17 protein-coding genes are annotated in these 20760 nt (G+C 69.1%); 3 read left to right on the top strand and 14 right to left on the bottom strand.

Translation table 11 applies throughout. The features are described from left to right. Positions 1-137 precede the first annotated feature (137 nt). The 7 genes from BM349_RS13030 to BM349_RS13000 all read right to left on the bottom strand — a co-directional run bounded on the left by BM349_RS13030 (position 138) and on the right by BM349_RS13000 (position 8901). A complete protein-coding gene (locus BM349_RS13030; RefSeq protein ID WP_091707369.1) occupies positions 138-2864 on the bottom strand; it encodes an alpha-L-rhamnosidase in 2727 nt (908 codons plus the stop codon). Next, positions 2861-4474 carry a glycoside hydrolase family 43 protein gene (locus BM349_RS13025; RefSeq protein WP_091707368.1) on the bottom strand — a complete coding sequence of 538 codons (1614 nt, stop codon included), beginning with the start codon at positions 4472-4474 and terminating at the stop codon, positions 2861-2863. Before BM349_RS13025 ends, BM349_RS13030 begins: the two co-directional genes overlap by 4 nt. A gap of 33 nt (positions 4475-4507) precedes the next feature. After that, on the bottom strand, positions 4508-5377 hold the full coding sequence (locus tag BM349_RS13020; protein WP_091707367.1) for a fumarylacetoacetate hydrolase family protein: 870 nt from the start codon (positions 5375-5377) through the stop codon (positions 4508-4510). Continuing rightward, positions 5374-6249: a fumarylacetoacetate hydrolase family protein gene (locus BM349_RS13015; protein ID WP_091707366.1), complete on the bottom strand. Its 876-nt coding sequence runs from the start codon at positions 6247-6249 to the stop codon at positions 5374-5376. The genes BM349_RS13020 and BM349_RS13015 overlap by 4 nt, the downstream gene beginning before the upstream one ends. A gap of 73 nt (positions 6250-6322) precedes the next feature. After that, a complete protein-coding gene (locus tag BM349_RS13010; protein WP_091707365.1) occupies positions 6323-7102 on the bottom strand; it encodes an SDR family NAD(P)-dependent oxidoreductase in 780 nt (259 codons plus the stop codon). A 27-nt stretch (positions 7103-7129) separates the two neighbouring features. Further along, entirely contained in the window at positions 7130-7933 is an 804-nt protein-coding gene (locus BM349_RS13005) for an SDR family NAD(P)-dependent oxidoreductase (protein WP_217645675.1), read from the bottom strand. A gap of 83 nt (positions 7934-8016) precedes the next feature. Continuing rightward, a complete protein-coding gene (locus tag BM349_RS13000; protein WP_091709255.1) occupies positions 8017-8901 on the bottom strand; it encodes an alpha/beta hydrolase in 885 nt (294 codons plus the stop codon). A 102-nt stretch (positions 8902-9003) separates the two neighbouring features. On the opposite strand from BM349_RS13000, the gene BM349_RS12995 reads away from it, so the two are divergent. Both BM349_RS12995 and BM349_RS12990 read left to right on the top strand, forming a co-directional pair. Then, complete coding sequence (locus tag BM349_RS12995; protein ID WP_091707364.1) at positions 9004-9558, top strand: carboxymuconolactone decarboxylase family protein; 555 nt, start codon at positions 9004-9006, stop codon at positions 9556-9558. Positions 9559-9597: 39 nt separating this feature from the next. After that, positions 9598-10401, top strand: a complete 804-nt coding sequence (locus BM349_RS12990) for an IclR family transcriptional regulator (protein ID WP_091707363.1) — start codon at positions 9598-9600, stop codon at positions 10399-10401. Positions 10402-10505: 104 nt separating this feature from the next. Here the strand turns inward: BM349_RS12990 and BM349_RS12985 are convergent, their stop codons facing one another. From BM349_RS12985 to BM349_RS12975, 3 genes are all read right to left on the bottom strand, one after another. Continuing rightward, on the bottom strand, positions 10506-12734 hold the full coding sequence (locus BM349_RS12985) for a family 78 glycoside hydrolase catalytic domain (protein ID WP_254773892.1): 2229 nt from the start codon (positions 12732-12734) through the stop codon (positions 10506-10508). Between the two features lie 72 nt (positions 12735-12806). Beyond that, entirely contained in the window at positions 12807-13577 is a 771-nt protein-coding gene (locus BM349_RS12980; protein ID WP_217645674.1) for an alpha/beta hydrolase, read from the bottom strand. A 3-nt stretch (positions 13578-13580) separates the two neighbouring features. Next, on the bottom strand, positions 13581-14126 hold the full coding sequence (locus tag BM349_RS12975; RefSeq protein ID WP_175525299.1) for a quercetin 2,3-dioxygenase: 546 nt from the start codon (positions 14124-14126) through the stop codon (positions 13581-13583). Positions 14127-14281: 155 nt separating this feature from the next. Here BM349_RS12975 and BM349_RS12970 point away from each other — a divergent pair, with 155 nt between their 5' ends. Then, positions 14282-15193, top strand: coding sequence for a LysR family transcriptional regulator (locus tag BM349_RS12970; RefSeq protein ID WP_091707361.1), 912 nt, complete (start codon positions 14282-14284; stop codon positions 15191-15193). A gap of 3 nt (positions 15194-15196) precedes the next feature. On the opposite strand, the gene BM349_RS12965 is transcribed toward BM349_RS12970, so the two are convergent. Genes BM349_RS12965 through BM349_RS12950 form a run of 4 tightly spaced genes read right to left on the bottom strand, consistent with a single transcriptional unit; the run spans position 15197 to position 20738 of the window. Continuing rightward, positions 15197-16069: an ATP-binding cassette domain-containing protein gene (locus tag BM349_RS12965; RefSeq protein WP_091707360.1), complete on the bottom strand. Its 873-nt coding sequence runs from the start codon at positions 16067-16069 to the stop codon at positions 15197-15199. Next, positions 16066-18171, bottom strand: coding sequence for a dipeptide/oligopeptide/nickel ABC transporter permease/ATP-binding protein (locus tag BM349_RS12960; protein ID WP_091707359.1), 2106 nt, complete (start codon positions 18169-18171; stop codon positions 16066-16068). The genes BM349_RS12965 and BM349_RS12960 overlap by 4 nt, the downstream gene beginning before the upstream one ends. Beyond that, the gene (locus tag BM349_RS12955; protein ID WP_091707358.1) at positions 18168-19112 is read right to left on the bottom strand and encodes an ABC transporter permease; all 945 of its coding nucleotides are present in this window, start codon (positions 19110-19112) and stop codon (positions 18168-18170) included. The genes BM349_RS12960 and BM349_RS12955 overlap by 4 nt, the downstream gene beginning before the upstream one ends. 54 nt (positions 19113-19166) lie before the next feature. Continuing rightward, entirely contained in the window at positions 19167-20738 is a 1572-nt protein-coding gene (locus tag BM349_RS12950) for an ABC transporter substrate-binding protein (RefSeq protein ID WP_091707357.1), read from the bottom strand. Positions 20739-20760 lie beyond the last annotated feature (22 nt).

Genomic DNA, 20760 nt, shown 5'->3' with positions numbered 1-20760 from the left:
CAAAGGCCCAGATCAGAAGCCTTTTATAGCTGTGCACAACCGACTCTCACGGCCACGTGGGGAGGAATCGACGTGCAAGCGGAGGCGTGTCCGACGCCCGCTCTACCGTGTCGCCATGCGGATGGTCCGAGGGGTGCTCACGCCGATGATGTCGATGCCGTCGCGGAACGCCCGAGCACCACGTCGTGCACGCTCCGACCCACCTCCAGCACGATCTCTCGATCACCCGCGACCAGCGTCGCGGCAATCCCGAAGGGCACATCGACGACGACGGATGCCGCATCCCCGGCCCTGGTCCACTCCACACCCAGCCGGCCGTACGGTGTGCCCACGTGCGCCGCCGCGTGTTCGATGCCGATCTCGAAGTCCGGCTCGATCGCTGCAGTGCGATAGCCAGGCGATGTCGAACGGATGCCCGCGACCCGCCGGTACAGCCAGTCGTCGACGCTTCCGGGCGCGTAGTGGTTGAAGGACATCGGGCGGATCGCGCCGTCGGGCGAGATCGCATCCCAGGTCTCCCAGAACGTCGTCGCGCCGTGGTCGACCTCGTAGAGCCAGGACGGCATCTCCGACTGCCACAGCAGGGTGCGTGCAACCTGCGGATACCCGTGGTCGCACAGCACGTCGAGCAGATACGGCGTCGAGAGGAATCCGGTGTCGAGCCGGTCGCCGCGCGCGTGCACGAGCTCGACCAGCTGCGCGGCAGTCGCAGGGCGAAGCGCGACCGGCACCATGTCGAACGCGAGCGCGAGCACGTACACGCCCTGCAGCCGCACCGGCAGGTCACCGTTCGCGTCGACGTACTCCGACGCGAAGGCGTCGCGTACGGCCGAAGCCCGCACGGCGAAGTCGTCGGCATCCGACTCCCGACCGAGCACGGACGCGATGCGCGACGCGAGCGTCAGGGTCTGCGCCTGGAACATCGGCGCGAGGTACTCGCCGGTGAGCGTGGGGGCGATCATGATCGCCTCGTGCAGTGGTCCCGACTCCATCGTGCTCGGGGTGAGCCAGTCGCCGAAGTGCAGACCGCTGTTGTACAGCAGCGATTGGGCGGCGGCGCAGTCGGCTGACAGTGATGCCTCCCGCAGCCTGTCAGGCACCTCAGCGGCCGCGCTCGCCCGCTGGAACTCGATCCACCGCACCATCGCGTCGTAGTTCTCCTCGAGCACGCGCCGATCGCCGGTGCGCTCGTAGAGCGTCCACGGAACGGTCGCGATCGCATCGCTCCAGCCGGCCGCGGCCACGATCGACCCGACGCCCTGCGCGATCGCGGCGGCGTCGGCATCGAACGGCGAGCGCGGCGAGAAGATCGGGATCCGGCCGTCGGGCAGCTGATCGGCGCGCAGGTTGTCGAGCCACCGCGACAGGAACGGCACGACCTGCGCGTTGTTGCTCGCCGCGCCGACGAACGCCTGGATGTCGCCGGTCCACCCTGCTCGCTCACGCTGGGGGCAGTCGGTGGGGACGGAGAGGAAGTTGCCGCGCTGACTCCACACGACGTTCTGATGCAGCCGGTCGAGGCGGGCGTCGGATGCGGCGAACGAGCCGGTCTGCTCGAGGTCGCTCGCGATCACAACGGCGACGATGTCGTCCGGTGACAGCGCCGATCCGAGCCCGCGGACCCGTGCGTAGCGAAACCCGTGGAACGTGAACTCGGGCTCCCACTCGTCGTCGCCGCCTGCCGCCACGAAGACGTCGGTCTGCTCCTTGTTGATGCCGACGATGTTGTCGAACCACGTCCCGTCGGCGGCGAGCGTCTCGGTGTGCTCGATCACGACGCGCTGCCCGGGCGTGGTGTCGCGCAGCCGCAGTCGAACGCGACCGGCGATCACCTGACCGAAGTCGACGATCGAGCCGTCCGGGGTCTCGACGACCTCGACCGCCCGAAGTTCGAGCACGCGCCGGATCGGCTCGCCGGTGAACGGACGCAGCACCCCGTGGTCGCGACCCACATCGGCCACCGGCATCCACTCGCCGTCGTCGAACCGCGCCAGGTTCCATCCCGCAGGCACCGCGCGCCGGTCGAAGTGCTCGCCGACGAACAGGTCGGCGTAGGCCCATGGTCCTGGGGCGCTGCGCACGTCGGCACCCGAGCCGACGACCTCGGTGCCGCCGTCGGCGTACTCGAGGTGCAGCTGCCAGATCGCCGAGGTGCGGGTGCCGTACTGGGCGCTCGAGCCGGTGAGGCCGAGCCGACCCGCCCACCACCCGTCCGCGAGGGCGATGCCCAGCACGTTCTCGCCCTCGACCAGTGCGTCGGCGACGTCGTAGGACTGCACGGAGATGCGGTGCTCGTATGCGTCGGAGCCCGGCGCGAGCACCTGATCGTCGGCGCGACCGCCGTTCACGAAGGCCGAGTACACCCCGCGGGCACTCGCGTAGAGCCGTGCTCGGGTGATCCCCCCACCCACGACGAACCGCTGCCGAAGCAGCTGCGGCGGACGCAGCCGATCCTCGGGAGGGGTCTCGGGGCCGAGTCCGCGGATCCAGTCGAAGATGCTCCAGCGCTCGACGACCGCGTCCTGCTGCACCGGCTCGACCCACGCGGCGACCCAGTCGGCGGCATCCAGCAGGGACGTGCCGAACCCGGATGCCGCCCACTCGGTCCACGCGTCTCCCGAGCGGCTGCGCACACGCCACCGGTAGTCGGTATCGGAGGCGAGGGGCGCGCCGGCGTACTCGATCAGCGACGTCTCGATGCTCTCGACGATGCCAGTGGCCCAGACCACGCGATCGTCGGCGGACACCTCCAGCTCGTACGCGTCTTGGGCGTGGTCGACGATCCACGAGAACCGCGGCACACGTGTGCCGATGCCGATCGGGGCGTGCAGGTACTCGACGCGGAGATCGCGGGGACCGCTCACGCCCGGCCCCGGTAGGTCACATCCGCGAAGGTCACCACGCCGTCGATCGCATACAACCCCAGCACGCGGCCGGTGAAGGACTCGGTCGTCTCGTATGCCCAGTAGCGCCCGTCGAGCTCGGCGAGCACGACCTCTGCGTGGTCAGCGCCCGTCAGCGAGCCAGGGGTCTGGGGCGGAGCCCCGGTGGGAATCGCCCCGGCAGCTACGAGCTGTATCCGATCGCCGCCGACCTCGAGCTTGCCGAGGTCGCCGCTGGTGCCACGCGATCGGATGCTGAGCTTCACCCCGCCCGATGGCAGCTTGGCGCGCCACTCGTGCGTGAAGCCGGCCAGCGCGGCGCGGGCGGTCACCGTGGTCACGGCTCCGTCGTCGTGCGCATCGACACCGAACCAGTGCTGCTCGGAGTGCCGTGCGGCGATTCCGCCCACGCCGGCCACGGCATCCACCACCGCCGAGAAGCTCATGTCGATGTGCGACTGGCGGCGGCCGACGAAGCTCGGCAGCGGATCGGCCAGATCCGTGCCGTGCCCGGTGAGGACGAGGCGGCCTTCACCGTCGACGGTCGCGATCTCGGCCGGCGTCTGCCGCACGGCGATCCATCCCGACTGCTCGAGCGGCACGGCGGTGTCGAGCACCTCGACCTCCTCGCCCGCACGGGGTTCGACCACGATCGGCTCGGCCTGCGGCCAGCCGTCGACCCAATCGACGCGAGTGAGGAAGGTCTCCCGGCCGAGCGGCGAGAACGAGCGGGTGAACCCGCAGGGGCGCACGCCCAGGGCGACGAGGGCGGTGCCGCCGCCGGGTGCATCGACGAGATCGGCGTGGCCGACGTTCTGCACGGGGCTCGACGTGCTGCGCGCGGTCAGGATCGGGTTGCCCGCGAATCCTTCGAAGGGGCCCTCCGGTGAAGTGCCACGGGCGATGGCGACGGTGTGCCCGCGCTCGGTGCCGCCCTCGGCGATCAACAGGTACCAGTCGTCACCGCGGCGGTAGAGGTGCGGGCCTTCTGGGGCGTGGCTCGCAGAGCCGGGGGTTTGGGGCGGAGCCCCATCGGCGTGCGTCAGCGAGCCGGGGGTGTGGGGCGGAGCCCCACTGGGCGCCGCGTGTCCGGTGCCCGACCACAGCGCGCGGGGCTCCGTGAGCGCCTCGCCGGTCTCGAGGTCGACGCGCAGCTGGCGGATGCCCTGGCCCATCACCGCGTAGGTCACATATGCGTTTCCCTCGTCGTCCCAGGCGAGATCGGGGTCGATCCCGTCGACCGCGGGGATCTGGACGCCGTCCGACCACGGACCCTCGGGGCGATCCGCAGTGAAGACCACGCAGCCGCGCGCGTTGAACATCACGCTGACGATCACGTGGAATCGTCCGTCGTGGAAACGGATGGTCGGCGCGAACACTCCGCCAGGGGTGGGCGAGTGACGGATCCCGATCTGCTCCTCGCGGGTCGCGACATGGCCGATCAGGGTCCAGTCCTCGAGGTCGTCGCTGCGGTAGACCGGCATCCCGGGCAGGTACTCGAACGTCGAGGTGACGAGGTAGTACACGTCGTCCACGAGCACGACGCTCGGGTCGGGGTTGAAGCCGGGCAGGATCGGGTTCACCGAGGTCATGGCGTGTCCGTCTCGTCGTGGTGGATGCGAGCGTCAGCCGCCGGCGACGAACCGGGTCGTCAGCGTGCCGATGCCCTCGATTTCGCTGACCAGCACGTCGTCGGGGCCGATGAACCGCTGCGGCGTGCGACGGTTGCCGATGCCGGACGGCGTGCCCGAGAAGATGATGTCACCCGGCAGCAATGGGCAGACCGCCGAGAGCCGCACCAGCAGCTCGGGGACGTCGTAGAGCATCATCGACGTGCGCGAGGACTGCATCCCTTCGCCCGACAGAGCGCAGGAGATCGCGAGGTCGTCCTTGTCGGCGAACTCATCGGGGGTGACGAGCCAGGGGCCGGTCGGGCCGAACCCGGGAAACGACTTGCCGAGGCTGAACTGCGGGGCAGAGCCCTGCATCTGCGTAATGCGCTCCGAGAGGTCCTGGCCGATCGTGAGGCCGGCGACGTGATCCCAGGCGCTTTCCCGGTCGACCTTGTGCGCCTCGCGGCCGATCACCACGACGAGCTCGACCTCCCAGTCGACATGACCCTCAGGCAGTGCGACGACGGCATCCGGCCCGACGATCGACGACGGGAACTTCGTGAACGTCACGGGCATCGAGTCGGGCGGGTAGCCGGCCTCGGCCGCGTGCTCGGCGTAGTTCAGGCCGATCGCGAACACCTGGCGGGGGCGCGGGACGGGCGCGCCCAGGTCGGTGACGTCAATGTCTCGATACGCGGCTTCGCCGCTGCTCGACAACCGGCTCAGCGCGTCGAGTGCGGAGGCCCACTCTGCAAAGGCCGCCCAGTCGTCGAACAGCGCCTGCGGGTCGGGCCCGAAACGGCCGTCCGACGCACCGGCGATGTCGATCGCACCCTCGCCGACGACGAGGACGGCTCGGCCGCCGAGGTTCGCGATCCTCACCAGTCGACCCGCTGCGGGGCGGGCTCGCCGTAGCGGTCCTCCCACGAGATGACCTTGTTGCGGAGCGTGCCGATGCCGGTGATCTCGGCTTCGATCTCGTCGCCCGGCTTCAGGTAGAAGTCGAACGGGTTCGGCTGCACCGCCGCCACGCCTGAGATCGTGCCGGTCGTGATGATGTCTCCCGCGCTGTAGATCTGCGGGGAGTGGTACGCGACCAGGTGCGGGAACTTGATCCGCGTCTGGTTGGTGTTGCCCTGCTGGCGCACCTCGCCGTTGACCCGCAGCTGCATCGGCAGCTCGTGCATGTCGGGCACCTCGTCGCGCGTGACGATCCATGGGCCGATCGGGCAGAACGTGTCGATGCCCTTCGAGAAGGAGAAGACGCCAGACTCCATCTCCTTGCGCTGGATGTCGCGCGCGGTGATGTCGTTGAACACCGTGAAGCCGGCGATGTAGTCGTCGGCCTCGTCGGGTCCGAAGAACTTGCCCGCCTTGCCGATGATGATGCCGAGCTCGAGCTCGTAGTCGAGCTCCTTCGTGAGGCCCTCGGGATAGACGATCTCGTCATCCGGGCCGATGATCGCGTCGACGTTCTGGAAGAACACGATGCCCTTGTGCACCGGGTGCGACCAGTCCACCGCCGTGAGCTCGTTGTGGTGATCGGCGAAGTTGCCGGCGGTGTGGAAGAACTTCTTCGGGCGGATCGGCGCCTCGAGCTTCACGTCGGCGTACGCCAGGCGCTCGCCGGTCTCGCGGACGTCGCCGCCGCGCTCGAAGAACTCGCGGGTCGAGGGCACGTCGAGCTCGATGACGGTGCCTTCTTCGAGCTCGAGGCGGCCGACCCGGCCGCCGTCGAAGGTGATGAGCTTCATGGGTTTCTCCTTGGTAGAGGCGTTTCGTCTCGCGGCTGCGCCGCTCGCTCAACGACCGGGGTAGTGGGACGCGCTACGCGCCGACCATGTTGAAGCCGCCGTCGGCGAGCATGTAGCCGCCGGTCAGGTGCGCGGCCTCGTCGGTGGCGAGCCAGAGGCACGCGCCGGTGACGAACTCCGGCGGCGGGATGACGCCCATCGGCGTCTGAGAGATGAGCACCTCACGGCGACCGCTCTTCCAGTCCTCGCGGTTCAGCAGCCGCTCGGTCTCCATGAAGCCGGGCGCGAACGTGTTCACGCGCACTGCCGGGGCGAACGCCTTGGCGTACGACTTGGTGATGCCGAGGATCGCATACTTCGCCGCGGCATACTGCGGGGCGCGCGCGGAGCCGCGCACGATCACCGTGGAGCCGACCTGCACGATGCTGCCGTGCCCCTGCTTCAGCATCCGCTCGCCGAATTCGTGGGTCATCAGCAGCGTGCCCTTCACGTCGATGTCGATCACCGCGTCGAGCGCCTCCTGGGTCAGTTCGTCCCAGTTCATCTGCTCGCTCGAGACGTCGCCGACGTTGTTGATCAGCACGTCGAGCGTGCCGAACGCCGCCCAGACCTCGTCGGCCATCCGCTTGATCTGGTCCCACGAGCCGATATCGGCCTGCACCAGGATGCCGTCGCTGCCGGCCTCGCGGATGCGCTCGAGCGTCGCCTCGGCGCCGGCCTTCGACGAGCGGTAGTGGACGGCGACCTTGGCGCCCTCCTGCGCGGCGCGCACCGCGATCTCGGCGCCGAAGCCGGTGCCTGCGCCCGTGACGAGCACGGTCTTTCCGGCGAACCGGGGGAAGATCTGGGTCATTTCGCTCTCCTGTCGTCTCTGCAAGTCTCAGACCAGCGTGCGTCCGCCGTCGATGTACATCACGTGACCGGTGATGAAGCCGGCGTGACGCGACGACAGGAACAGCGCGGGGCCCGTCAGTTCGTCGGGGGTGCCGAGGCGTCCGGCCGGAACCAGGCTCTCGAGATCGGCGCGCTTGCCGGGCTTGGCGAGCTCGCCCGCGGTGAGCGGTGTCTCGATGTACCCCGGGGCCAGCGCGTTGACTGTGACTCCGGATGCCGCCCATTCGCGCGCCATCACCCGCAGGAGCTGGTTGATGCCGCCCTTCGACGCGGCGTAAGGGCCGTGCGAGTGGTGCGCCAGCAGACCCGAGACGCTCGAGAGCGCCAGCACCCGGCCATGGCCCTGGTCGACCATGTGGCGTCCGGCGGCCTGCGCGAGCCCGAAGACCGACGACAGGTTCACGCGGAGGATGTGGTCCCACTCGTCTTCGGTGAACTCGAGGATCGGGCGGCGGTCGTTGATGCCGACCGCGTGCAGCAGGACATCGAGCCCCCCGAGACGATCGAGCACGTCTGCGACCACGCGCTGTCCGGCGCCGTGCTCGGTCAGGTCTGCCTGGATCAGTTCGTGCTTCGCACCCAGGGCGGCCAGCTCAGCGCCGAGCGCGTCGAGCGAGCGCTGGTCGCGATCCACGACGGCGACGGATGCTCCGGCTCGGGCGTATGCGAGCGCACAGGCTCCGCCGATTCCGCCTGCGCCGGCGATCAGCACCCGCGCACCGTGGAGCCCGAGCCAGTCGGCGTTCACGCCGACTTCGGGAGAGGTTGCCATCACAGGCGTGACCGACATCGACGCCTCCTTGCCATTCGATCAAAGTTCATCCAGCAAAAGTTGCTTTCGCTGTATGAATGTATCCGACCTGCCGTCGACTGTCAATCCGAGAGGACGTCGGCCATCAGCGCAAGGGTGTGCTCGGCCGCGTCGTCACCGACTTCGTTGAGGTACCCGTGCAATGCGCCGCGCTCCTTGAACAGGGCCACATCCACACCGCCGAGCGCCAGATCGGCCGCGAACGCCTCGGCGGACGTACGGAGCTGGTCGCGTTCGGCCGTCACGATCAGCGTGCGCGGCATCCCCCGCATGTCGTGACCGCCCGGGAAGGCGTACACGTCGTCGGGCGACGCACCGCCGAGGTAGCTCGCGTTGATCGCCCGCATCGCCTTGGGCGGGAAGGTCAGCGCGGCGGGCAGCTCGTTCAGGAACCCGACCAGTTCGGGGTCGGCCGCGGGCAGTTCGGAGTGCAGCACGGGGTATACGAGGAGGAGGGATGCCGGAGCGTCACCGCCGGCATCCCGCAGGCGCACGGCGGCGCCCGCCGAGAGATTGCCACCCGCGCTCGCGCCGCCGAGTGACACCCGCGTCGGGTCCGCGCCCCACGTGTGCGCGTTCGCTCGCGCCCACTCGAATGCCGCGACGGTCTGCAGCGAGGCGGTCGGATACGGCGAACGCGGGCCCGCCGCGGCGAGCTCGGCGGCGAACTGCTCCGGGCTCGGGCCGGGTGCGCCCTCCTCGGGCCCCGGGAGGCCGGCGAGCGCGTCGAGGGGACCGAGCGTGTAGTCGACCGAGACCACGGTCGTGCCCGCCTCGCTCAGCCGTCGGCCTACCTGGTCGGCTTCGGGCATGTCCAGCGTGCCGAACATGAACGCTCCGCCGTGCAGCCAGACGAGCACCGAGCCGTTCGGGTCGGGCGCGGGATACACCCGCACCCTGAAGTCGAAGCCGCCTGCGTGCAGGGTGTGATCGGTGGTGTCCGGCATGAACTCTCCTTCGAACTCAGTCATTTACTAAACGAAAGTGACTTTTGCTGGTTGAATATACCGTGGCTGTCCATCCGTTGCACCACACCGGAGAGGAATCGCATGGCACCACGAATCCGCCCGCTCGCACCGGGCGAACTCACCGCCGAGCAGCGCGCGCTCTACGCGGCGATCACCGGCGGCCCTCGCGCTCAGGGGCCCCAGCATTTCGCCCTCACCGCCGCCGACGGTTCGCTGCGGGGCCCGTTCGACGTGATGCTCCGCTCTCCCGCCGTCGGCACCGCGCAGCAGGAGCTCGGCGCGGCGATCCGCTACCGCACGGTGTTCACCGACCGGATGCGGGAACTCGCGATCCTGCTCGTGGCCGCCCGCTGGGAGAGTGCCTTCGAGCGCGAGTCGCACGAGGCCATCGCGCGGGCGATCGGGTTCGGCGAGCCCGAGCTCGAGGCGATCCGCGCGCTGGAGGTCTCCGGCTTCGACGGCGACGAAGGCGTGATCGGCCGCGTGACCGTGGCGCTCCTGGACGGCGACCTGCCTGAGGAGCTGTGGGAAGCGGCATCCGCAGTTCTCGGCGTCGGCGCGGTCTTCGAACTCACCGCGCTGGTCGGCTACTACTCGACCCTCGCTCTGCAGCTGCGGGTGTTCCGTGTGGAGTGAGATTGCACGCGCAGGTACGAGCAGATACGGTTTCACTCTATGAAAGCTGATGAGTCGTCCGAGGCGGAGAAGGCGCCGAGTCGCTACCGCATCGAGGCCCTCGCGAAGGGGCTCGACGTGCTGCGGCTGTTCGACGAGTCGGTGACCTCGCTCAAGCTGCGCGAGATCTGCGACCGCACCGGCATCCCGATGCCGACCGCCTTCCGGGTCGTCGCGACCCTGGAGGAGGGCGGCTATCTCGAGCGGCTGCCCGACGGCGGCATCCGGCCCGGCGTTGCGGTGCTGCTGCTCGGATCGGCCGCGCTGCGCGGCTCGAGCCTCGTGCAGCTGAGCGAGCAGCCGTTGCGTCACCTCGCCGAGGAGTCGGGCGAGACCGTCAACCTCGGCGTGCTGGTCGGCGACCAGGTGCTGTACCTTGCACGGCTGCGCAACTCCGACCTCGTCACCGCGAACATCCAGGTCGGCTCCACGCTTCCCGCGGCGTACACCTCGATGGGCAAGCTCCTGCTCGCATACCTCAGCGATGCGGAGCTCGCCGCGACCCTCGCCAACCACGACTTCGGGGCGGACGCCGGCCCCAACGCCGCGAAATCCCTCGACGAGCTGCGAGAGCGGCTGGCCGTCATCCGCGAGCAGGGCTACTCGCTGCAGGACCAGGAGGTCGCCGCGGGTCTGCGATCGGTGTCGGTGCCGGTCTTCGGGCGCGACACGACGAAGCCGGCCGCCGCGATCAACATCGCCGTGGCCTCTTCGCGGCACGATGTCGCCTCGCTCCGGGGTCCGCTGCTGACCCGCCTTCGCGCGACGGCGGATGACATCTCCCGCCTGCTGCGATCGACCTGAGGGTCGGGCGCGCGCCAGGACGGCCGTCCGCTCTGTCCACTTGCCCTGTATGCGGGCGACACGCCGTGGTCGCTCTGCATACAGGGCAAGTCGAGAGGAGGCGGTCAGCGTACGTGAGTGCCGGCGCCGACCGTCTCGTCGGCACGGCCGGGCAGCCGCAGCACCGCCTCCGTGCCCTCGGGCACAGTGACCTCGACCCGCAGCGCGGAACCGTCGAGCTCCCACCTGACGGCGGCGCTGCCGTGGGGCGTCTCCAGACTCGCCTCCGCCCACGTCAGGCCGCCGCCGAGCTGCGGGGCGACCAGGATGCGGCGATAGCCGGGTTCGAGTGGCGCGAGGCCCCCGATGGTGCGGTGCATCCAGTCGGCGACCGCGCCGAACGCGTAGTGATTGAACGACGTCATCTCCCCGGGGTTGATCGACCCGTCGGGCAGCATCGAGTCCCACCGCTCCCAGATCGTCGTGGCGCCCATCGTGACCGCGTAGAGCCAGGACGGGGCCTCGCGCTGCAGGAGCAGGGCATACGCGTCGTCGAGGTGGCCGGTCGCGGTGAGCGCGTCGCTCACGAACGGAGTGCCGGCGAATCCGGTGCTGATGCGGTGGTCTGCCGCGCGCACGAGCTCGGCGAGCCGATCTCCGGCCGCCTGCCGGTCGGCCCCGTCCAGCAGCCCGAACTCGATGGCGAGCGCGTAGCCGGTCGCGCTGTCGCCGTGCACCCGTCCGCCCTCGACGTAGTGCGCGCGGAAGCTCGCGCCGATGCGGTCGCGCAGTCCGGCGAATTCCCCGGCGTCCGCGTGCTCGCCGAGCACGCCCGCTGCCTGCACCATGAGCGCCGCGGTGCGATACGCGCTGGCCGTGGCGACGACCTCGGCGGGCGCCTTCGACTTGCCCGGGTCTTCGGCAGGCGCGTCCGGATCGAGCCAGTCACCGAACTGGAACCCGGTGTCCCACAGCCCGTCGGTTGACAGCTGTGCGGCGACCGAGCGGGTGTGGGCCGTCATGAGCGGATACGCGTCGCGCAGCGTCTGCTCGTGGCCGTAGGCGGTCCACAGCGCCCACGGCACCCAGACCGCCGCATCCCCCCACACCGCCGTGGCACCGGGCTCGGGAAAGCCGGTGTTCAGGTACTTCATGACGTTCGGAACGACGACCGGTACCGACCCCTCCGAGGTGGCCCGACGCTCGAGCTCGGTGTCGACCAGCCAGTCGTCCAAGAAGGACTCGACGTCGCCGAGGAAGGCGGCAGTCGGAGCGAAGACGGCGAGGTCGCCGGTCCAACCGAGCCGCTCGTCGCGCTGCGGGCAGTCGGTCGGCACACTCAGGAAGTTGCCGCGCATGCCCCACACGACATTGCTGTGCAGCTGGTTCAGGAGCGGATCGGAGCAGGCGAACGAGCCGATCTGCCGGATGTCGGTGCCGACCACGACGGCGGTGAGCGCAGCGGGGTCGAACTCTCCCGGCCAGCCGGTGACCTCGACGAAGCGGAACCCGTGAAAGGTCAAGGTCGGCTCGAACACGTCGTCCGAGCCGCTGAGGAGGAAGCGGTCGGTCGCCTCGGCTCGGCGCAGCGGGCGCACACCGAGCTCTCCGTCCTCGATGACCTCGGCGTGCCGCAGTACGACCTCGGTGCCGGCCGGGCCGCTGACGCGCACCCGCACGAAGCCGACCAGGTTCTGCCCGAAATCGACGAGCATCCTGCCCGCCGGCGACGTCCAGACGCGCTCCACCGCGCGTTCCCCGAGCCGGCGCACCGGCGGTGACGTCCTGGGAGTGAGCAGACTTTCGTCGAAGTCGACCGCGGTCACGGCATCCCACCCCGAGTCGTCGAATCCCGGATGCAGCCACGCATCATCGTGGAGCCGGGCGTCGATCGTCTCGCCGTTGTAGAGGTCATCGGCGCGCACCGCCCCTGAGCCAGCGCGCCACGACTCGTCGGTGCCGACCGTCTGGACGTGCCCGTCCGCGAACTGCACCTCGAGCTCCGCGTATCCCGCGCGCTCGTCGCCGTACACCGCGCGCTGCCCGGTGAACCCGAGCCAGCCGCGGTACCAGCCGTTGCCCAGCCGCAGGCCGATGACAGTGCGCTCGGCGACGGCATCCAACACGTCGTGCTCGACCAGACGCACACGCCATTCGTAGCTGGTCCAGCCCGGCGCGAGCAGCTCATCCGAGCTCGGGATGCCGCCCACCCAGGCCTCGACCACGCCCAGGGCGCTCGTGCGCAGGGTCGCGCGCACGACCGCACCATGGCCCTGCGCGAGGGCGAACTCACGTCGCAGCAGCGGGGCAGCGTCGGTCGGGTTCGCAGGCGCGATCATCTTTGCGTCGGACATGGCTTCCTCGTATCAGTTCGTCACGCGGACCGTGAAGTCGTATCAGTTCGTCACACGGAGCGTGAAGTCGTATCAGTTCGTCACGCGGACCGTGAAGTCGATCGCCCGGTCGAAGACCGGCGCCGTGTCGGCGAGCCCCTGCCAGAAGTGCCTGCCGCCCTCCACGGGGTGGAACTCCACCTCGGCGCCGGCCGCGGACAGGGCCGCGGCGAGCGCCTCGCTCTGCGCGAAGGGCACGTGCTGGTCGTCGGTGCCGTGCGAGATGTGGAACGGAGGGGCGCCGGCGTGCACCTGCAGTGCAGCACTCGCCAGGCGCGCCGCATCCGGCAGCTCGATCGCGGGCGCGCCGAGCCAGCGCGCCTCGCGGGTCTCGGCGGGCGGGTCACCCATGTCGTGCTCGGCCATCGTGAACAGATCGGCCGGGCCGAACCAGTCCACGACGCCACGGATGTCGCTTCGCCGCAGCGCGGTGAGCGCGGCGAGCGTCGCGCCGGCAGACACCCCCCAGACCACGATCCGCGAGGCATCCACCCCGTGCTCGGCCCCGTGAGTCTGCAGCCACGCGAGCGCGGCGTCCACGTCGTCGAGCTGCGCCGGGAATCGCGCCTCGCCGCTCAGCCGGTACTCGCACGACGCGATCGCGATGCCGGCGGCCACGATGCGGTCGAACGAATCGGCGTCGGAGATCCCCGGCGTGAACACCTTGCGGCTGCCGCGCAGCCAGCCTCCGCCGTGCAGGAACACCACGAGCGGTGCGTCCGCGTTTTCAGGGGTGCGCAGGTCGAGCGACAGCGGACGGAATCCGGCCGGCTGGGCGAAGTCGATCTCGCGGATCGAGGGCACGGCTCAGTCGCGGAACTGGAACTCGGGCATGAACTGCGTCCAGTACTTCTCGCCGGCGGCACGCATCGTCGGGTAGTCGGGGACGTAGACGCCCTGCGGCTCGGTGAGGTCGGTCTTCTGGCCCATCGCGTGGAAGAACCGCTCGAAGCCGGCGGTGCCGACGCCGAACACCTTCGTGGTGTTGTGGATCTGGAATGCGTGCACGACGTTCGCCGGGATGAACGCGAAGTCGCCCGTCGTCAGCGTGGTCTTTGTGTGGTAGTCGGCCTGGTCATCCATCCAGATGCTGATCTCGCCGTCCACGACGTAGAAGATCTCGTGGGTCTTGAAATGCTTGTGAGCGGGGATGCGGTCGCCCTTGGGCCCCACCATCGTGAACGCGCCGTACTGGTCGTCGGTCTCGTCGGCCGACAGCAGGATCGAGAACAGCTGGTCGAAGACGAGAGACTTCTCGCCCTCGCCGTTGCCGAGCACGAACGGCTTGGCCGCAGCCGGAAGGATGCCGGCGAAGGGGACCTTGTCGGGGTCGTCTGCGGGGAAAGTGGTCATGCTTACCTCCTTGTAAGTGCACGGTGCCGTTAGGCAGTGGGGCATCGGGTCATTCCGATGGCTCGCTCCGGGTGTCCCTCAAGTCTCGCCAGGATCCGCGGGGGAAGGAAGTTCGAGCTTCCTACTCGGCGTTAGCCTGCGGCTAAGATCCGACCATGGATGTTCCTATCCACGTGATCCGCTATTTCTGCGTGCTCGCCGAAGAGCTGCACTTCGGCCGCGCTGCGGAGCGGCTGAGCATCACGCCGCCCTCGCTGAGCCAGCAGATCAGCAGGCTCGAGCAGCAGCTCGACGTCAAGCTGTTCGATCGGAGCCCCCGGAAGGTCGAGCTCACGACCTACGGTCGCGAGTTGCTTCCCCTTGCCCGTCGCGTACAGGACGACCACGACCAGCTGCTGAGCTGGGGCCGGTCCATCAAGCGCGACCGCGATGCGCCCGTTCTGCGGGTCGGGGTGGTGGCTGCGGGCGCGGGCACACTCACGACGGCTGCGATCGCCGCCACGATGCAGGCGATCCCGCAGGCGCGCATCGAGATGCGGAGGCTGGGCTTCTTCGACGTCGCCGACGACCTCGAGTCAGGGCGCGTCGACGTGGTCTTCGCTCCGTGGCCCATGCGTCTGCCTCCCAGGGTGCGGGCGGAGCCGCTCTGGCGCGAAGCGAGGGTGCTCGTCGTGCGAGCGGACCATCTGCTCGCAGAGCGCGATTCGGTCTCGATCCTGGAGACGAACGACGAGGTGTTCGTCGCCGTGGCCAAGGGCGTGCCCGAGGTCGTGGACTGGTGGATCGTGGATCCGCGTCCCGACGGATCGCGCCCCAAGCGCGGTCCGACCGCGGACAGCGTCGAGGGACTGCTTGAACTGGTCGCCGCCGGCGCGGGCGTGAACATCGCCGGGCAGTCGGCGAGCAAGCACTACCGCCGCGAGGAGCTGGCGTTCATCCCGATCGCAGACATCGAACCTGCGACGATCGTGCTGTGCAGCCTGACCGACAGCCGCAATCCGATGGTGAACACATTCCGCGAGACAGCGCAGGCCCTCTCACCGCTCGTCGACGCGACCTTCCACTGATACTCAGTCGGCGGCAGCGGCCTTCGCCTCGGCTCGCAGCCGCTTCCACTCCTCGCGGCGACGCGCCTGCTCATCAGGGTCCGGAACGGGCGAGGCCGCCATCAGCGTGCGGGTGTAGTGGTGCTGGGGGTTGCGGATCACGTCCACCGTCCGCCCCTCCTCCACGAGCCGGCCGCGGTTGAGCACGATGACGCGCTGCGCCAGGAATTCCACGACGGCCATGTCGTGCGCGATGAAGAGGTACCCGAGGTCCTTCCCCGCACGGAGGTCTGACAGCAGGTTCAGCACCTGAGCCTGCGTCGACAGGTCGAGCGCGCTCACCGCTTCGTCGCACACGACCAGTCGCGGGTCGGTGACCAGTGCGCGTGCGATCGCGATGCGCTGGCGCTGCCCGCCCGAGAACTGGCGCGGGTAGCGCGCCTCGGATCCGGGGGCGAGCCCGACGGCATCCAGCACGTCCTTCGCCCGCTTGTCGCGTTCTTCACGCGGCACGCTGGCCACCCGCAACGGCTCGGTGATCGCATCACCGATCGGACGACGGGGGTTCAGCGAGGAGAACGGATCCTGGAACACCGCGCGGAGGTCGCCCTGCAGCGAGCGGCGCTGCGAGGCGCTGGTCTTCGTGATGTCGCGGCCCTCGAAGAGGATCTGGCCGCTCGTCACCGGCTGCAGGCCGAGGATCGCGCGTCCGATCGTCGTCTTGCCCGAGCCGGACTCGCCGACGAGTCCGAGCGTCTCTCCGCGCGCGATGGTGAACGACACGTCGTCGACTGCAGGCGCACCCTTCTTGTTGAAGCGCACGGTGAGGTTGCGCACCTCCAGCAGCGGCGTCGCGGCGGCATCCGCGTGGTCGCCTGCGGACTGCACGATGGTCACAGGTCCACACCTCCGATGGTGACGGGCTGTCGCCACTCCTCTTGACGTCCGCGCACCTCGTCGCGGCGGATGCAGCGCACACCGCCGACGCCCTCGGCACGGGGGGCCAGCGGGATCGCAGTGAGGCACTCGTCCTGCGCGAAGCGGCAGCGCTGGGCGAAGCGGCATCCGGTCGTCCACGATCCGGGCAGTGGCACCTGGCCGGGAATCGAGGCGAGTCTGGTCGTGCCTTCGAAGTCGATGATCGCGTGCGGATCCGCGGCGAGCAGGGCCATCGTGTACGGGTGCTCCGGCCGGACCAGCACGTCGCGCACCGAGCCGGTTTCGACGATCTGACCGGCGTACATGACCGACACGTCGTCGCACAGATCGGCGACGACACCGAGGTCGTGCGTCACGAGGATGATCGACATTCCGCGATCGGCGATCAGGCCGCGCAGCAGCCCGAGGATCTCGGCCTGGATGGTGACGTCAAGAGCGGTGGTCGGCTCATCGGCGACAAGCAGGCGTGGCGACCCCGACAGGGCAAGGGCGATCGCTACGCGCTGGGCCATGCCGCCGGAGATCTGGTGCGGGTAGCTCTTGAGCACGCGGGGCGCATCGACGATTCCGACATCGACGAGCAGCTGGGCGGCGATGCGCTTGGCCTCGCCCGAGCCCACTCCGCGCAGGCGCTTGACGGTCGCGGCAAGCTGCCATCCGATCGTGAACATCGGGTCGAGGGCACGGCTCGGCTCTTGCGAGATGAACGCGATGTCGTGCCCGCGCACCTTCGACAGCGTCTGCTCATCGGCCTGCGCCAGGTCGGTGGCACCCCATTGGATGCGTCCGGAGCGCACCGACAGGCCGGGCGAGAGCAGGCCGAGGATCGCGTACGACGTGACACTCTTGCCGCAGCCCGACTCGCCGACCAGGCCCATGACCCTCCCGGGCGGCACGCGCAATGACACACCGGTCACCAGGGCGGGGCCTCCGTCCACCCCGAGGACGAGATCTTCGACGATGAGTTCACCGTCGGCAGCCGGTCCGCCATGCGGAGTGAGATCCGGCGCGCTCGTGTCCGGCGTGTCGGAGGGGATCCTCGCGATGACCTCGTCGAAGTCCGCGGTGGTCTCGACCGGGAAGAGTGCGGTGGCCTCACGGGGAAGGGATGCGCCGCCCGATGCCGGCGCGAGGGCCACGACGTACTCGGCATCCGTCGTCGACTTCTTCGCGCGCTTGCGTCGCAGCGCGACCAGCGGCGGAGGTGTCGCGGCACCGCCGGAGAGGACATCGGCGAGCGAGTTGGCCGCGATGATCGTGAGGGCGAGGACTGCGCCGGTGGGCACCATCATCCAGGGCTGCTGGAAGATGAAGCGAGAGGCCGTCTGGATCATCCCACCCCACGTCGGCTCCGGAGGCTGCGGCCCCAGGCCGATGAATGCGAGACCGGCCTGCATCATGATGCCGACACCGAAGAAGAGCACGAACTGCACGATCACCGTGGTGGACATGTTGGGGAGCACGTGCCGGAAGCTTGCGACGGTCGGGCGCACGCCGTCGACGGCGGCCGCCTCGACGTACAGCTGCTTCTGCAGGTTCTTCGCCTGGCCGAAGAGGATGCGGTACAGCGCGCCGAACAGCAGGACACCGAACAGAGCCATCACCAGCGGCATGTTCGTCCCCACCGCGGCGATGAAGGCCAGGATGATCACGGTGCCGGGCAGAGACATGACGATCTCGCTCACGCGGTTCATCACGCCCTCGGCGCGCAGGCTCCGGACGGCCCACAGTGTGACGGGCACGGTGATCGCGACCGCGACGATCGGCGGAATCGTGGCGATCGCGAGCGTCGACGCCGCGGCGGTCACGATGCGCGAGAGCAGGTCACGACCCAGCTCATCGGTGCCGAGCAGGTGCGCCGCCGACGGACCTTGCAGTACCGCGGTGAGGTCCTGTTCGAGCGGACCGTATCGCAGCCAGAGGGGCGAGGTCAGCGAAGCGATGACGAGGCCGATGATCCAGATCAGCGAGATCACGGCGATCGGCGAACGGAGCAGGCGGTTGCCGCGCCTCTTCTCGGAGCGGCGGATCGTCAGGATCGAGGTGGTCGAGACGGTCATGATGTACGCAGTTTCGGGTCGAGGGTGCGGTTGAGGGTCTCGAGCAGCACGTTGACGACCACGACCACGAGGGTCGCAACGAGCACGAGCGCCTGGACGAAGGGCAGGTCGGCCGACCCGACAGCGGACTGCATCGCCTGACCGATTCCCGGAAGGGCGAACAGGAGCTCGATCATGACCGAGCCGCCGAACAGGACGATGAACTGGATGGCGACGGTGGCGAGGATCGGAAGGCTCGCACCGCGCAGTGCGTGCACGTAGACGACGCGCCACGTCGGTGTGCCGACGGCGCGGAGGGTGCGGATGTGCTCCTGAGCGAGTGCCTCGGCCATCGACGCGCGAGTCTGTCGCGCGATGAAACCGGCAGAGGTCAGCGCGATCGTGAGCACCGGGAGAACAAGGGATTTGAACCACTTGTCGGGGCTCACCTCGAACGGGACGAAGCCGGTGGCGGGCAGCAGACGCATCTGCACGGCGAAGACGTAGACCAGCAGGATGCCGACCCAGAATGCCGGCAGCGACAGCATGATGCCGGTGAGGATCGTGATGAAGCGGTCGACAGCGCCGCCTCGGACGGCTGCGATGACGCCGAGCGTGATGCCGATGACGGCGCTCAGGATGGTACCGCCGAGGGCGAGGGCTGCCGTGACAGGCAGCCGCTTCGCGATGTCGGGGCCGATGGGACGGCCGTCGATGAGGGAGACTCCGAGGTTGCCCTGGAGCACCTGCCAGACCCAGGCGAAGTACTGCTGGATCCAGGGGTTGTACCAGCCGACCGACTCGTTGTAGGCGATGACCTGCTCGGGCGTGGCCGATTGGCCGAGGGCGACGCCGCCCGGCGTCGAGCCGGACAGGTGGACCAGTACGAATGCGATCCACGACGCGATCAGCAGCGTCAGGATCGCCCAGGCGACCCGTTTGAGTACGAAGAAGAGCATCATCACTCCCTGCGACGTCGGTGCCGGCGGCGAGTGGCCGCCGGCACCGACATCAGGTTAGGACGCGGGCTGGATGGTGGCGAGGATCGGGAACGCCTCGGCGCCCGGGAACGTCAGCTCGGCGACCTTCTCCGTGTTGTATGCCCACGGTGCGAGCTGCTCGTAGAGCGGGATGAGCCATCCCGAGTCGACGATCGCCGTGTTCAGGTCCTGCAGCGCTGTGGCCTGCGCGTCTGCGTCGCCCGCACCCTGAGCGGCACCGAACGCGCCGGCGGCCGCCTGGATCTGGTCATTCGTGGCGCCGTGGAAGTTCGCGAAGCCGAACAGCACGCCGAAGACGTTGCCGAGGGGGTTCGTCCACGTCAGCGGGATCGGTCCGCCGAGCGGCTCCGTCTGCACGACCGCGAACAGCTCCTCCGTCGATGCGGCGTTCTTCAGGTTCACAGTGACCCCGATCGCCGCCCAGTACGGCTGAAGCGCCTCGAGGTCGCGCTGGCTGCCCTGGTTGATCGTGAAGTCGAACGTGAAGCCGTTCGGGTACCCGGCGTCGGCCAGCAGCGCCTTGGCGCCCTCGGGGTCGTAGGCGTACTGCTCGTCGAGCTCGGGCAGGAACCCGGGGCTGTCGGCGGGCATGGCGTTGGCCGTCGGGATCTCTCCCGGGTGCACCGCGTTGACGTAGGTCTCACGATCGATGGCCATCGAGAGCGCCTGGTATACCCGCGGGTCCGCCCACTGCGGACCGAGCGCCCCGACCTTGTCGAACGCGATGATGTTCTGCACGGTGCCGCCGTTGGCGACGAGGCCCGTGCCGGCCGACTCGACCTGCGCCTGCGTGTCAGCCGTGATGTTGGCGATGTCCACCTCACCCGAGATGGCTGCGTTGACACGAGCCTGCGGGTCGAGGATCGGCTTGAACTCGTACGAGTCGAAGGGATAGTCGGCCGCGGCGGGGTTGTCGTCCTTCTTGACCAGAAGGTAGGAGTTGCCCTTGACCGTCGCGTCAGCGTCGAGTGCGAGCGGGCCGGAACCATCCGGCGTCGAGTCGAGCGTCGAGCGGTCCGCGGCGCCGGTGGGTCCGACGATCGCACCGGCTGGAAGCACGAGGTTCGACTCGAATCCAGGCTGCGGCGCCGCGAAGGTGAGCGTGACCGTGTCTTCGTCGACCACGGCGACATCGGTGATCTCGTTCTGACCACCGGTGGCGAATCCGCTGTACGCAGAAAGGTCGGGGTTGCCGCGCGCGTCGAGGTTCTCCTTGACGAGATCGGCGGTGAGCGTGGATCCGTCGTCGAAAGTCGCGCTGGTGTCCAGGTCGAGCGTCAGCTGCGTCTGGTCGGCGTTGTACTCGAAGTTGGTCACGAGGTCGGGAACGACGGCACCGTCCTCGTCCAGGACGAACAGGGAGTCGTAGATGCCCTCGAAGAAGAACCGCTGTCCGGCGGCATAGCGAACGGGGTCGTAACCCAGGGCGGCCTGGTCGGAATCGAGGCCGATGACCAGCTTCGACGTGTCGGCCGCTCCGCCGCTGGCGGAGCCTCCCCCGGAGCCGGTGCACGCGCTGAGCGCCAGGGCTGTTGCGGCGACGGCCGCAAGGACGGCGGCGCCGCGGGCTGTGGTGATTCGAGACATCCTGATCTCCTGTGATCGATGG

The sequence above is a fragment of the Microbacterium sp. cf046 genome, from assembly GCF_900114345.1.
In the GTDB taxonomy this organism is placed as follows: domain Bacteria; phylum Actinomycetota; class Actinomycetes; order Actinomycetales; family Microbacteriaceae; genus Microbacterium.
Note: the sequence above shows the minus strand (reverse complement) of the source record. Positions and strands in the feature narration are given on the sequence as shown.